A 14,113-nucleotide genomic window follows, 5' to 3' on the forward strand; every position below is an offset into this window, starting at 1 on the left:
GTGGGGGCCAGGGTACGCATCTTGGATGCGTTCAAGAAATACCGGCTCATGGATCGAGAGGATCGCGCGGATCCTGGCGCAGCGATAGCCGCGACGGGCGGAATTCGAGATCGTACACCGACAAACGCCGGCCCATCGCACCCGGCAGATACCCGAGTTCCGCGCGGTTGCGGTCGGTGAAAATCTGGCTCTCGATGTACTTGCTCTGCTCCGCATCGGTCACGATCAGCGTCGGCCGGTCGAGCGGGATGCCGAGCGCGACCATCCGCCGCGTCGCGTTGCGCAGATTGGTGGTCGTGTGACGCGCATACGGCTCCAGGATCACGCGATCGGCGGGGATGCCGTAGCGCTCGACCAGCGCACGGCGGATCTCGACAGCCTCGACGAACCGCGTGCCGCGCGGATGCACTGCGCTGCCCGAGACGAGGATGAACGGCGCGAGACCCTGGCGATAGCGTTGCGCGGCGAGCAGCGCGTGGAGCTTGCTGCGGGGGCTCAGGACCGTCGCGCTATCCTCGGGGCCGACGCCGGGCACAATCAACAGTGAGTAGCGGTACGCGCTCCAGTTCGTCCGCGCCGCCACCGCTTGGGCTCCCGCATTCTCGCGCTGATCGAGCGGGTCGAACCGCGTCGCCGCGGTCGCGTCGTTGGCATCCAGCAGCGCCACCGCCAGCCGTACGCTCGCGGCGATCGTGTCCGGCCGCGCCGCCGATGCCGCCCGCGCGGTATCGATCGCGACCTTGACGCTGTCGGTAAAGAAAGGCGTGTCGGTCGCGAAGACCGGGCCGTCGATCTTCGGATAGCGCCCCGGCAGCCCTAGTCCGTACACCCGCAGGACGACGTTCAGCGCTTCGAGCTCCTGGTCGATCCCCGCCGCCACCGACAGGTCCGCATTCTGCCGGGCGCCGGTCTTCCCCAGCCGCGGCACCGCTGCCGCGATTGCCGCGCGATCCCGATCGTTCCACATCGTCGCCTCGACCACGCAGGCCGGCCCTTCGCCACATGCGGCAATGCGCGCCGCCCGCGCCCGCGTGTCGAGGCCCGGCAACCGGCCGAGCGCGCCCAGCATCGGGAACAGCCGCTGCGACAGGCCGTCGGCCACCGTGTCCGTCACCGCGACCGGAGCGGCAGTCTCCGCCCCCACCGGCGCGCCAGCCATCATCGCCAGCGCCGCCAGCATCAACCGCATGCCGCTCACCAGGACTTGCTGACCACGAGGCGGAGATTGCGCCCGAAGATCGGCCGGCCATAGATCGCGTCAGCGGTGCCCTGTCCGCTCAGCTGGTCGGTGCGGGTGTTGCCTTCGGTCAGGCCTTTCGCGTTGAACAGATTGTCGCCGACGACCTGCATCTGCCACGTGTCGTGCGTCAGCGTCATGCCCGCGCCGACCGTCTGGTACGAGGGCAGGGCGGTGTTGTTGAAGAAGTCGACATAGCGCTTGCCGGTATATTCGTAGCGGCCGTACAGCTGCACCGCATTGCCCGCGACGTCGAAGTCGACCGAGGGGCGGATGTTGCCATAGACCTTGGGCTCGCGGACGATCTGGTTGCCTTCGACGGCGCCAGCGCTCGCGCCATTGGCGTTGGTCAGGCTCTTGTATTGCGGATCGCTGACCGTCAGCGCGCCGGTCACTGCGAAGCCGTGTGGCAGCGCGAGGTTGCCGTCCATCTCGATCCCCTTGATCTCGGCCTTGCCGATGAACGGCACCGACTGGTCGTTGCGGCCGGTCACCGGGTCAAGCGCGACGAACGACGCGTTGAGCGGATCGTAGCGCGTATAGAAGCCGATCAGGTACAGATACGACCTGCCGAACGCCGCCTTCAGCCCGACCTCGTACTGGTTCGCCTTCGAGGTGATGATCGTCGGATTGATCTGGTACGTCACCTGCGTCGACGGCGGCGTTTCGAGATGCGACGCGCGCGCATAGGCGCCGAGATGCTGCGTGACGTCGTAGTTGACGCCGCCCGTCCAGTTGGTGATGCTCGGGCTCAGCTTGGAGTTGATGATCTGGCCGGTGAACGCGCGCACCGCATTGTCGGCCAGCGTGTTCGGATCGCCGAGATTGGCGGACGTCGTCGCGAACGCAGAGCCCTTGAAGCTGTAGCGCTCATGGCGGATGCCGCCGTCCAGCGTCAGGCCCTTGACCAGTTCCCACGTGTCGTTGGCGTAGAGCGCGTACATCGAGGCGTCGGTGTTGCCGCGGTTGAGCGTGGTCGTATAGCGCAGCACGCCGTTGTCGGTGATCGAACCGACCGCCTGGCCCGCGGCGTTGTAGGCGATGAGGTCGAGCGTGCGCGGCTTGCCCTTCACTTCGAGCAGATAGTCCTGATACGCGACTTCGTTGGTCTCGCCGTACAGGCTGCCATACACACCGACGCGCAGGTCATGCGTGCCGAACCCGGTCGCGATCGATCGCGTGACGCTGAGATCGCCTTGCGTCGAATAATATTTCGAGACGACGTCGCGGAACTGCGCCGGCACGACGAGCCCGGACGCGGCGTTGGGATCATAGACCTGCGCGCCGTTGGTGCCGGCGATCGCGTAGCCGAGCCGCGTCACGCCTGAGCCGAATGCGGTCCTTGCCGCAGTCAGGTTGCTGGCGGCAAAGGCGTTGGCGTCCGACGGATTGCTGGTCGAATACAGCGCATCGAAATGCAGCTTGCCGACGCTGACGCCGCCCTTCGCCGCGACTTTCCAGCCGTCGTAATCCGCGTCGTACTGCACCCCAACATTGCCGAACTGCGTGTGGCGACCATTGCCGAGATCGGCATTGACGTTGCGCGTCGTGCCGTCGGCCTCGCGGAACCTGATGTCGGCGTTGCGCAGCGCAGGCGAGTTCATCGTGCCGCTGAAGAAATCGATATACTGGTTGAGCGACTTGGTCGGATCGCGCGGATCCGCGGTCGGGATCGGCAGGTAGAACACGTTGTGATCGTTCAGGTAGTTGCCCGTGATCCGCAGCGACCCGTTGCTGAAGTCGTGCTTGATGTTGGCACGGATCTGGCCGCCGCGATCATTGGGGAAGCCATTGTCGCGATAGCCGTCGTGATGACGGATGAACCCGCCGATCGCATAATAGGTCGAGTCGTCGATCGGCCCCGCCTGGTACGCGTCGAGCCGGTACAGCCCGGTGTCGCCGAGCGTCACCTGCGCCTTGCCGCGCGTCGTATCGGTGCCCGACACGGTGATGTTGTTGACGATCGCCGCGGCATAGCTGGCATAGACCGGCGCCGGCCCGCCGCGGACGACCTCGACGCGCTGCGTCATCAGGTCGAATCGGTTGATGCTGTCGCCGCGGAAGAAGTTGCCGTCATTCTCGTGGAACATCGGCAGGCCGTCCTGCTGGAACGTGACCAGACCGCCGTCGCTCGGCAACCCACGCAGGCGGATGATGTTCTGGACCTCGCCGCCGGTATTCTCGACCGCGAACCCGGGCAGCTTGCCGAGTAGATCGGCGAAGTTGATCGGTGCGAGCTTCTGGATGTCGGCGTTGCTGAGCGAATTTACCGCGTAGGATACGTCGAAGCGGCGCTGCTGGCGGGCCGATCCGGTGACGATGATGTCGCTACCGGTCTCAGGTGCGGCGGTTTCAGGTGTGGTCGCATCCGGGGCCGGCGCAGCGGCCGGAGCGGCGGCTTGCGTGGCCGACGCATCTTCACTCGGTGGGGTCGTCGGCGCGGTCTGGGCCCAGGCCGGCGCGCACGCCATCATGCCGAGCGCGATCAATGCGCTGCCGGAGCGCAAGCGAGTTTTCGTCATCGGTTCGTTCCCACCCTTTGTAATGACGCAGGCGCTGAACGCCCAATATGACAATTTTAATTAATTTCATGAAATAAACTAATCGTGTAGCCGATTGTCGCGGGAGCATGCAGAGGTGTCACACATGAGGCTCAGGCTGGACGACGACGAACGCCGCATCATGCAGGTGCTGCGCGTCTCCGGTTCGCGGTCGCGCAAGCAACTGGCGCTCGATCTCGACATGAGCGCCTCGAAGCTTACCCGCCTGTCGAGCAACCTGCTGGCGCATGCGCTGATCGAGGAGTGCGCGACCGTGGATCCGGTCACGCCCGGGCGTCCCGCCGTGCCGCTGCGGATATCGCCGCAGGCGGGCTATGCGGTCGGCGCGATGCTGCACCGCGGGCTGATCGAGGTGGCGCTGGTCGATTATGCCGGCGGCGTGATCGCGCACAGGTCGCAGCCGTTCGACGATTCCGACCCGCGCGTGTTCGCGCAAACCGTGACGACGACGATGCATGAGCTAGCGATCGCCAACCGGTTGCTCGGCCGCCGCCTGCTGGGGGTGGGCATCGGCGTCCCCGGTTCGTCGCTGTCGCCGGAGGGCAACAAGCGCTGGACGGTCGACAGCCTGGCGGTCTGGCGCGGCGTCGATCTGAAGGCGCTGTTCGAGGAGCATATCGGTCAGCGCGTCTGGATCGAGAACGACGCGAACGCCGCCGCGCTGGCGGAATATTATATCGGTGGCCTGATGCGGCGCTGTTCGACCGCGGTGGTGATCCTGCTCGGCCACGGAATCGGTGCCGGCGTGATCGTCGAGGGTCGCATCCTGCGTGGCGCAATGGCAAGCGCGGGCGAGATCGGCTGTCTCTATCCCAACACCGACGCGCGGCCGTCGACGCTCGACCTGCTGATCACGTTGCGCGCGGCGGGATGCGAGATCCATTCGCTGGTCGATTTCGACGCCGCGATCGCCGGGTACGAGGACGTCGTCGATCGCTGGGTGCGCCGTGCCGCCGCGCAGATCGCGGTGATCGTCAACTGGGGGATCGCCTGGATCGATCCCGGCGAGTTCGTGATCTCCAGCCCGCTACCCAATCGCATCCTCACCGCGCTGGTCGACCATATCGACTTCGCGGCGATGCACATCGGCGATCACGTGGCGACGCCGCCGCGGATCTCGGTGTCCACGCTCGAAGGCGCCGCGGCGACGATCGGTGCAGCGTTGCTGCCGATCCACGCTACGACGCTGTCCTGATACCACGCGACGCAGGGACGGACTTCGCGGACTGAAGCCTTAGCGGGCGTTCTTCACATAGCGGTCGAACCACGCGATCGACCGCTGGCGGACGTCGGCGGACTGTTCCTGCCCGGTGACGCAGTGGCCGGCATCGGGATAGATAACGAGGCTGACCGGCACGTTGCGGTCCTTCAGCGCATGCCACCATTCGATCGACTGGGTCGGCGGCACTTCGATGTCGCGCTCGCCGACATAGATGAAGGTCGGCGTCTTCGCCCGCTTGGCCTGATAGATCGCTGACACGTCCTCATATGCCTTCATATCGTCGTACATCGACTTGCCGAAGAACGGCAGCATCCACTGGTCGATGCCGTTGGTGCCGTAATAGCTGACCCAGTTCGACAGGCCGGCGCCCGCGACGATGCCCTTGAAGCGGTCCGTCTGCGTGTTCGCCCACATCGCCATGAACCCGCCATAGCTGCACCCGCCGAGGCCGAGCCGCCTGTCGTCGACCGGCGCGACGCGCTCGACCGCATCGACGCCGGCGAGGATATCGCGCAGGTCGCCACCGCCGAAATCGCGCTTGTTGGCCGCGGTGAACGCCTCGCCCTGGCCGTAACTGCCGCGCGGATTGGGCAGGAACACGTAATAGCCCGCCTTCACCAGCGCGGCGTTGAGCGAGGTCGGATAGAGATAGTTCGGCGTCGATGCGGCCGAAGGACCGCCGTGGACGATGGTGATCATCGGCGCCTTGTCGCTCGGCGCGACGCGCGGCGCGAGCAGCCACCCCTGCACGTCGTAGCCGTCGTTCTTCCAGCTTATGCTGCGCGCGGCGGCGAGCGCCGGGGCGGCGTCGTTGTCATGCGTGAGTTGTTTCACCCCGACACCCTGGTTGGCGATCGGTCCCGCATAGATCGCTGGCGCACGTTCGTAATCCTGCACCACCGCCGCGGCGATCCGGCCATCGGCGGAAAACGCCGCCCGGCCGTCGCCCGCCGTCGTGCTGACCGGCTTCGAAAAATTGGTGACGACCGACTGGCCCGGTGTCAGCGTCCCGAACTGGACCTTGTCGCCCGCGAGCGTCACGACGCGCAGCCCGGACTGGCTCCAGTCGATCGTCGTCACCGTCGCCTTGGCACCCTGCGTGATGTTGCGTGGAGTCCCGCCGCCGAGCCCGACCGTGTAGACGTCGCCACCGATCGATCCGAAATCGCTCATCAACCCGCCGATATAGGCGACCGTGCGCCCGTCCGGCGAAACCCTCGGCTGGTTGATCTGCGTCGCCGGCTTGGCGATCGACCGCACCGCGCCGGTCTGCGCATCGATCGCATCGAGCGTCGCCACCCACCAGTTGTTGTCGCCATTGCCGAGCGCGGTCGTCGCGACGAAGCCGCGTCCGTCCGGCGTCCAGTCATATTCGTAGACATAGCGTCCGGCGGGGGAGAGGGGCTTCACGCTCGTGGTCGTCCGCGTCAGGTCGAACACCGCGAGACGCTGCTCATCGTTCTTCTCGCCGATCTCGCCGATCATGCGGACGCCCGCCTGCGTCGCGCCCGATTCCTTGGCGGCGCCCAGCGTCACCAGCAACGCGACCCGCTTGCCATCGGGCGAAACGCGCGGCGTCTGCGCGATGCCGCCGATCGTCGCGACGGTGCGGGTGGTCTTCGCATCGGCATAGGTCAGCGTGACGGTCCCGGCGGCAGTGTCGCGGCTGAGAAATACCAGATCGCCATTGGGTGCGAAGGTCAGCCCCGCATAGCTGCAGCTCGGACACGGATCGATCGTCCGCAGCACATGGCCGTCGGCGGCGCTGCGGATCGTCACGACGCCGTGCGCGCCATTGCCCTCGATCGTCGCCAGGCGGTCACCGGTGGCGGACAAGGCCAGACCGCCATATTGGTGCAGCGTCTGGGCGGAGGCCGGCGATGTGGCGGCGAGAAGGGCAGCAGCAAGGGTAAGACGCATCGAAAGCTCCGGCAGACGGCAGGTGTCGCCTTGCTTACCGCGTCCACCCCAACCCACAAGTGCCGCCGCGCCAACCAAATCGATGATCGTCCTTTAATATGAACGGCATCGCCGCCGATCGTACGTCAGACCGCCCCGCGCGTGACCTTCCAATAGGTTGCGTACCGCTCGTGCGCGATCCGGTGATACGGGATCAGGCGGATCGGCTGCCCCTCGGCCGATACTGTCGCAAATTCGAGCGGCTTGGAGCCGGGACGTATCGCCGCCGCCATCGTGGCGGGATCGCCGGCCAGAGTCGGCGCCGCGAACGGCACGGCGTTATACTCGCCATATTTGCGCTCGCTGACGATGATGTCCGACCCCGCCGCCAGTCCGTCACGGCCGAGCGCACCCGCGAGCACCAGCGGGCCGTAGGTGAACGCCACGATGTCGGGCGCGGCGGGTGCATGCTGCACCGCGACGTCCATCGCGAGCCGTAGTTCGACTCGGTCGCCATCGCGCCACGTCCGCGCGACGTCGACATAGCGGCCGGGCGCGGTCGAGCGCGCGGTCTCGACGCCATTGACCAGCACGACCGCGGTTTCGCTCCAATGCGGATGCCGCAGTTTCAGCGTTGCCGTGGTCGGTCGCTTCGAATTCCATCGCAGTGTGGTCGTCGGCGTCTCGGGGAAGCTCGTCGTCTGCGTGACGACCGCGTCCTTGTCGCGCCATCGCACCGACGACGGCAGGAACAGGTTGACGTAGAGCGCGTCGGCATCGTGAAAATAGATCGAATCGCGGTATTTGACGTGGTTCTCCATGCCGGTGCCGGTGCAGCACCAGAACGAGTGCTCCGGGGTGTGGTACAGTTTCATGTACCCCGGACGCGCGCCCTGGAAATACGTCGCCATCCCGCTATCGGGATCCTGCGAGGCGAGGATGCCGTTATACAGCGTTCGCTCGTAATAATCGACATACGCCACCTGCGGATCGTGCAGGAACAGCGCCCGTGTGAGCTTGAGCATATTGTGCTGGCAGCAGGTCTCGGACCCCTTGGCCGAGAAGACGTGATCGGCGAAATCGGCCATCGGGAAGAAATGCTCGTTGTCGCCGTGCCCGCCGGTCGCGAACGACCGGGTCAGCGCCACTGTCTGCCAGAAGAACGCCGCCGCCGCATGATATTCGGGCTTGCCGGTGATCTCCCACACCCGCTGGTAGCCGATGATCTTGGGCAGTTGGGTGTTCGCGTGCATCGCGTCGAGCATATCGCGGCGCTTGGCGAGCGGAATCAGGATCGCCTTCTGCGCGAACCGCTCCGCCAGCTGCCGATACTCCGCCTTGCCGGTCATCGCGTACAGGTCGGCGAACACCTCGCTCATGCCGCCATGCTCGGTTTCGAGCATCGTCTCGAACTGCACGTCGCTCAGCGGCCGCGTCGCGATCACCGCCCAGTCGGCGAGTTTCAGCAGCACCGCGCGCGCCGTCGCGCTGTCCGCCAGCACCGCCCCGTCGCGCAAACCGGCGTACACCTTGTGCAAAGTATACCACGGTACCCCGGTGATCGGCTCGCCCCGCAGATGCGCCGCCACCAATGCGGCGCCATCGGGAAAGGCACAGACCAGTCCGCTGTTCGCGGCTTTCTGACAGGCGGCCAGTTCACGCGCGATATAGTCGACCCTGCGTTTGTACGAGGCGGTGCCGGTCGACCGATACGCGAGCGCACACGCCGACAGATAATGGCCGAGCGTGTGGCCGTGGCAGTTGATGTCCGCCCAGGTCGGATCGGACTCCCAACCACCATAGACTGGCGCCCTAGGTTTCAGTCCGGCGTTCACGCGAAAATTGTGCAGCATCCGGTCCGGCTGCAACGTCAGCAGATACGCCTCGGTCTGGCGCTGCGCATGCAGGAACGGACTGTCGCCCAGCGTGACGTCGGAGAGATCGAACGGCGTCACCGTCGCCGCCGGGTTCGTGGCAGCGTTCGGCGCGGGCAGGGCGGCGATCGACCGCGTGTCGACCAGCAACGACCCGGCCGACAGCGCGGCAGTCCCCGCACTCACGAGAAAATCCCGGCGCGAACCGCCCCTGCAACAGTCGTCAGCCATGCCCGCTCCTAAGATCATCACGCGTCTTGTTGGAGTATTTGATAGCAGCATTCGACCGTGGATAAAGCGGGAACTGGTCGACTAACTGAAGGCGACGCTGCCAGCGGGCGACCGAGGGAACGTCGGAGCCGCGACTTCGCTTTTATTCAAATGTGCGTCATATTCGCCGGGAGGAGCAAAGAATGCCAAAGGTCCTCGAGAAAGTCGCCTTGCCACGTCGTGCAGCGCGGCAGTGTGCCATCCGCTCGGCAGCATGTCGGTCGTGAGGCCCGTACCCGATCCCGTCGGTCCGGGGCAGACGAGCGTGTGGCAGTTCCCCCGACCGGCGATCGCCGAACCGACCTCGCGCCATATCGTGATGGAGCATCGCGGCGTTATCCTCGCGGACACGCGGTCAGCGGTCCGCACGCTAGAAACCAGCCATCCGCCAAGCTATTATATCCCGCCCGAAGACGTCTTGGCCTCGGCTCTCCGGCGCTCGGGACGAGGGTCATTCTGCGAATGGAAGGGGCAGGCGATCTATTACGACGTCGTGATCGCGGGCGACGTGTTCCCCGACGCGGCCTGGAGCTATCCGACCCCGACGTCGTCCTTCGCCAGCCTGCGCAATCACATCGCCTTCTACGCGACGCCGTTCGACCGATGCCTCGTCGATGGCGAACGCGTCATCCCCCAGCCCGGCGGCTTCTACGGTGGGTGGATAACCACAGACCTCGCCGGCCCGTTCAAAGGCATTCCTGGCAGTCGGTTCTGGTAGGGGCGGCAAGAGCACCATTTTAAGACGAACGAGCGGGCACCGGAAAACCCTAATAGTCATTAAAAGTTAGGGTCTCGCAGTGCCGGCTTAACAAGTTAGTGAAAACTAACCGTGATAAGGCACGCCCGACATGCGCCTGGGACGCATGTCCAACGATTTGTCTCAGCCGAACGGATCTTCGGGCTGATCGGGCGTGCCGTGTACCTGGTAAAAATAGTTGTAGCATTCGAGATAGGTCGAATAACCGAGCGCCTTCCAGCCATTGCTCAAGCACACACTGCGAGCATAGTCGCTCGCTGGATCACTGCCAGCGATCGACGGCTGAGACATTCCGACCAATGCTGCGGCGAGGGTTGCGACAACAGCTAAGCGAGACTTGTTCATAGACCTTCTCCCTGATGCGGAATCACTCCGACACCGGCAGGCTATTCCGCCCGAGGAGATAGGTAAATAGCCCATACTAATTATAGAGGTTCGTGACGGCGGTGTCGCTACTGTTCAAGGCCCGCCTGGGGAGACAGATCGAACTGTGCCTGTCACTATTGCCGAGCGTCGGGCTGGTTCGATCAGGAGAAATTGTCATCTCGAGTCGCTTCCGTCGTCTACCTGAATCGGATCATCGCCCGCCGACGCTAGGCCGGCGGACGGGTAATCTATTCGTCTTCAGGGTCGATGTTGACGCCACTCAGCAGATCGGTGTGTTTCTCGATACCAGCCTGCGACCTGGTAAGCAGGTCTTTCAGCAAACGTCGCTCGCCCTCGACGTGATCTTCTTCAGGACCTTCTTCATCGGGTCGTGTGCCGACCATAGGTGCTTCAGTACGTCGGTGTAGAATCTTCGGGTGCAGACGCGGGTTCGTCTTTGAGTTTCCACCGCGCGATGTGTGCGGTGGTTGGTCTTGAATTTCAAAATCGCGAGGGTTCGGTGTTGCGGTGTCAGCCGGCGCCTGGCTTGGCTTGCTCTTCCTCGTAGCGTGCGTCGGTGCCGATCTTGCCGTTCGCCTCGGCTTCGGCGATGCTCGACGACGCTGATCGTGCGGCCTGCGGCGGCGATCGCATGGGGTTCGCGATCGGCATCCGGGTCGGCGGCTATCGTCGTACGGTCACCACCGCCAGAACCTGCGACGCCGTTGGCCGCACTGCCGCCTCCTTCGCTGCAACCATGGACGTCGTCGCCGCCGCGGGGCGAGTCCGATACGCCGTCCGGGGCGCCCTTGCTTGCCGGATTGCCGGGAACGGGAGTGTGAACCTTGTCACTCATCGGTACGTCCTTCTGAATGGAGCGGATCAATAGAAGGTCGCACCGGTCCACTCGACATGCGTGGACCGGTGCGGAAAGGGGTTACGGTCGCAGCACGACCTTGATGACGCCGTCCTGCTTGTCGCGGAACTTCTGGTACATCTCGGGCGCATCCTCAAGGCTTGCCGGGTGCGTCACGACGAAGCTCGGGTCGATATCGCCCGCCTCGATCCGCGCGAGCAGTGGCTTGGTATAGGCCTGGACGTGCGTCTGGCCGGTCTTGATCGTCAGCCCCTTGTTCATCATCGCGCCGATCGGGATCTTGTCGCCCATCCCGACATAGACGCCGGGGATCGACACCGTGCCGCCCATCCGGCAGCTCATGATCGCCTCGCGCAGCACGTGCACGCGGTCGGTCGCGAGGAACGTCGCGGCCTTCACCTTGTCGATGATCGCGTCGACAGCGCCGTGCCCCGAGGCCTCTGCGCCTACCGCATCGATGCAGCTGTCGGGACCACGACCCTTGGTGCGGAACTGGAGCTCGTCATAGACGCTGTCGACCTCGGCGAAGTTGATCGTCTCCGCACCACCGGCCTCGGCCATCGCCAGGCGCTCAGGAACTTCGTCGATCGCGATCACGCGACCGGCACCAAGCATCAGCGCGGAGCGGATCGCGAACTGCCCGACTGGGCCGCAGCCCCAGATCGCAACGGTATCGCCGGCCTCGATGTTGGCGTTCTCGGCGGCCATATAGCCTGTCGGGAAGATGTCCGAGAGGAACAGCGCCTGGTCGTCGGTGACATTGTCGGGCACCTTGATCGGGCCGATATCGGCCATCGGCACGCGCAGATACTCGGCCTGACCGCCGCAATAGCCGCCCAGCATGTGGCTGAACCCGAACAGGCCGGCGGGCGAATGGCCCATCGCCTTGATCGCCATCTCCGAGTTCGGGTTGGTCCGCTCGCACGCCGAGAACAGACCCTTTCGACAGAAGAAGCAGTCGCCGCAGCTGATCGTGAAGGGCACGACGACGCGGTCGCCGATCTTCAGATTGGTGACTTCGGACCCGAGTGCCACGACGACGCCCATATTCTCGTGTCCTAGAATGTCGCCGGCCTGCATGGTCGGCTGATATCCGTCGAGCAGATGAAGGTCGGACCCACAGATCGCGCAGGCCGTAACCTTGATGATCGCGTCACGCGGATGCTTGATTTCTGGGTCGGTGACCGTGTCGACCCGAACGTCACCTTTTCCATGCCAAACCAGTGCACGCATCAGAGAATCTCCATAATAGAATCATAGTAATGAAATCGCGAACATCGCAGATGTCGGTCGATCGATTTGGAAGCCATACGATCTCGCGGCCAACGTCGGGTTGCTGCGCTTCCACGTTTCCGCCGTGCGCCAGCGCATGTTCTGGAGAGTATAGCGATTCGAGCGGCATCATCGTTCCTGTCGCCGGCCAATATCCGCGATTTAAATTTTGTGTTGATCGATATCAGTATCGATCACGATGAATTAATATCGGTAAAAACACGAAAATATCTAAAAATCATATAGGGTTGGCAAATAGCGCCGATCATCAACTTCGTTACGAGTGCGATATAGTTCCTGTGCGTTGTTGTGCGGGATCGTGTCGGCATTCGAAATATCGGGGTAAGCGGGGCCAATTCTCGGATTGAACCGTTAGGATGCTGTCGCACGCCGCACATTCTGTTCGACGGCGGCGCCTTGATGCCGCTGGGGCAGTTCGATCAGCGTGCCCGATCAGCGGGCGTATGATTTCAGTTTCAGGACACCCTTATGAAGATCAAAGCCATTCTCTTCGATATCGACGGTACGCTCGTCGATACCAACGACATGCATGTCGTTGCTTGGGAAGAGGCGTTTGCTACCGTCGGTGCATCGTTCGACCGCCAGGTGATCCACGACCAGATCGGCAAAGGAACGGACATGCTCGTGCCGACGCTCTTGCCCGACGCGGACGAGGATCAGCAGCAAGAGCTGGGCGACACGCACGGCGCGATCTTCCAGGCAAAATTTCTGAAGGCCGCCAAGCCGTTCGCGCAGGCGCACGCGCTGTTGGCGCATGCGCATGGTCTGGGGCAGTGCGTCGTCCTGGCATCGTCGGCGTCGGAGACCGAACTCGACCACTATATCGATCTGCTCGAAGCGCGCGACCTGATCGCCGCAACGACGAGCAGTGACGATGTCGAGAAGACCAAGCCCGCGCCCGACATCTTCGCGACCGCGCTCAAGAAACTGTCGGGGATCGACCCCACCGAAGTGATCGTCGTCGGCGACACGCCTTATGATATCGAGGCAGCGAAGAAATGCGGCATTGCTGCGGTCGCGGTTCGATCGGGCAAGTTCAGAGACGAGCAACTGCAATCTGCGGGCGCGATCGCGATCTACGACGACGTGGCGGCCTTGCTCGCCGGCTACGCGACCTCGCCGCTGGGGCGTTGATCGAGATGGGCATCACTCTGAAACTCCTGCGCGATCAGGTGATCGTCGTCACCGGCGCAACCAGCGGCAACGGCCTCGCGACCGTCGCGGAGTCTACGCGGCGTGGAGCGGTCGTCTGTCGGCCGTCGACGAACGCGTCGCGATCTGCGTCGTTGACGTTAGCGACATGGCATTTGCGCGGACGGGGTGGGGCTAACATAAATGTCGGCTCGATCCTCAGCGACCGCGCGATCGTCGAGCACCATATTGCAGATGCAGAAGCTCAACCCTGCTGCTCGGTGTTCTTGGTGCCGGTATCGCCGTGGCGCTCAGCCGAACGAGGGAAAGCCAGTGACGGCAGAGGCCGCAGGGGCAGGGGGCAGGGGCAGGGGGCAGGGGCCGTGGCGCCTTCGAACTTGTGCTCGTCCTCATTGCTCGGCGCGTTCGAGGCGGTGTCGACGAGGCGCTATACGAGCATGGCTTCCAGCCCGACTGGATCATCGGCGCATCGATCGGAGTCATTAACGGAGCGCTCATCACCGGTTCCGCCCCGATCGCCGGATCGAGACGCTGCGGGCATTCTGGCAGCCTACGCTTTTGTCTTCGCGAATTTGCGTTTGATGCGTTCTCAACCAGCTGTCGTA

The 14,113-nt window shown here is 64.1% G+C and carries 12 protein-coding genes; 3 read left to right on the forward strand and 9 right to left on the reverse strand.

Going from position 1 to position 14,113, the window contains the following annotated elements; genetic code table 11:
- Window positions 1-46: 46 nt before the first annotated feature.
- A complete protein-coding gene (locus ACLBWL_RS08925) occupies window positions 47-1,189 on the reverse strand; it encodes a YdcF family protein (RefSeq protein ID WP_447792258.1) in 1,143 nt (380 codons plus the stop codon).
- A gap of 5 nt (window positions 1,190-1,194) precedes the next feature.
- Window positions 1,195-3,759: a TonB-dependent receptor gene (locus tag ACLBWL_RS08930; RefSeq protein ID WP_447792260.1), complete on the reverse strand. Its 2,565-nt coding sequence runs from the start codon at window positions 3,757-3,759 to the stop codon at window positions 1,195-1,197.
- Window positions 3,760-3,883: 124 nt separating this feature from the next.
- Here ACLBWL_RS08930 and ACLBWL_RS08935 point away from each other — a divergent pair, with 124 nt between their 5' ends.
- On the forward strand, window positions 3,884-4,993 hold the full coding sequence (locus ACLBWL_RS08935) for an ROK family protein (protein WP_447792262.1): 1,110 nt from the start codon (window positions 3,884-3,886) through the stop codon (window positions 4,991-4,993).
- A gap of 39 nt (window positions 4,994-5,032) precedes the next feature.
- On the opposite strand, the gene ACLBWL_RS08940 is transcribed toward ACLBWL_RS08935, so the two are convergent.
- Window positions 5,033-6,940: a S9 family peptidase gene (locus ACLBWL_RS08940; protein WP_447792264.1), complete on the reverse strand. Its 1,908-nt coding sequence runs from the start codon at window positions 6,938-6,940 to the stop codon at window positions 5,033-5,035.
- Window positions 6,941-7,065: 125 nt separating this feature from the next.
- On the reverse strand, window positions 7,066-9,024 hold the full coding sequence (locus ACLBWL_RS08945; protein ID WP_447792266.1) for a glycoside hydrolase family 127 protein: 1,959 nt from the start codon (window positions 9,022-9,024) through the stop codon (window positions 7,066-7,068).
- Window positions 9,025-9,286: 262 nt separating this feature from the next.
- Between ACLBWL_RS08945 and ACLBWL_RS08950 the strand changes: the two genes are divergently transcribed.
- A complete protein-coding gene (locus ACLBWL_RS08950) occupies window positions 9,287-9,781 on the forward strand; it encodes a DUF427 domain-containing protein (RefSeq protein ID WP_447793453.1) in 495 nt (164 codons plus the stop codon).
- 162 nt (window positions 9,782-9,943) lie between these two features.
- Here ACLBWL_RS08950 and ACLBWL_RS08955 read toward each other — a convergent pair whose 3' ends face one another.
- From ACLBWL_RS08955 to ACLBWL_RS08970, 4 genes are all read right to left on the reverse strand, one after another.
- A complete protein-coding gene (locus tag ACLBWL_RS08955; RefSeq protein WP_447792268.1) occupies window positions 9,944-10,165 on the reverse strand; it encodes a hypothetical protein in 222 nt (73 codons plus the stop codon).
- Window positions 10,166-10,434: 269 nt separating this feature from the next.
- Window positions 10,435-10,590: a hypothetical protein gene (locus tag ACLBWL_RS08960; protein WP_447792270.1), complete on the reverse strand. Its 156-nt coding sequence runs from the start codon at window positions 10,588-10,590 to the stop codon at window positions 10,435-10,437.
- A 127-nt stretch (window positions 10,591-10,717) separates the two neighbouring features.
- Window positions 10,718-10,840 carry a hypothetical protein gene (locus tag ACLBWL_RS08965; protein WP_447792272.1) on the reverse strand — a complete coding sequence of 41 codons (123 nt, stop codon included), beginning with the start codon at window positions 10,838-10,840 and terminating at the stop codon, window positions 10,718-10,720.
- A 283-nt stretch (window positions 10,841-11,123) separates the two neighbouring features.
- Entirely contained in the window at window positions 11,124-12,296 is a 1,173-nt protein-coding gene (locus ACLBWL_RS08970; protein WP_447792274.1) for a zinc-dependent alcohol dehydrogenase, read from the reverse strand.
- 528 nt (window positions 12,297-12,824) lie between these two features.
- On the opposite strand from ACLBWL_RS08970, the gene ACLBWL_RS08975 reads away from it, so the two are divergent.
- Complete coding sequence (locus ACLBWL_RS08975) at window positions 12,825-13,490, forward strand: HAD family hydrolase (RefSeq protein WP_447792276.1); 666 nt, start codon at window positions 12,825-12,827, stop codon at window positions 13,488-13,490.
- 34 nt (window positions 13,491-13,524) lie between these two features.
- Here the strand turns inward: ACLBWL_RS08975 and ACLBWL_RS08980 are convergent, their stop codons facing one another.
- On the reverse strand, window positions 13,525-13,689 hold the full coding sequence (locus ACLBWL_RS08980) for a hypothetical protein (protein WP_447792278.1): 165 nt from the start codon (window positions 13,687-13,689) through the stop codon (window positions 13,525-13,527).
- Between the last annotated feature and the right edge of the window lie 424 nt (window positions 13,690-14,113).

It is taken from the genome of Sphingomonas sp. M1A8_2b (assembly GCF_053345535.1).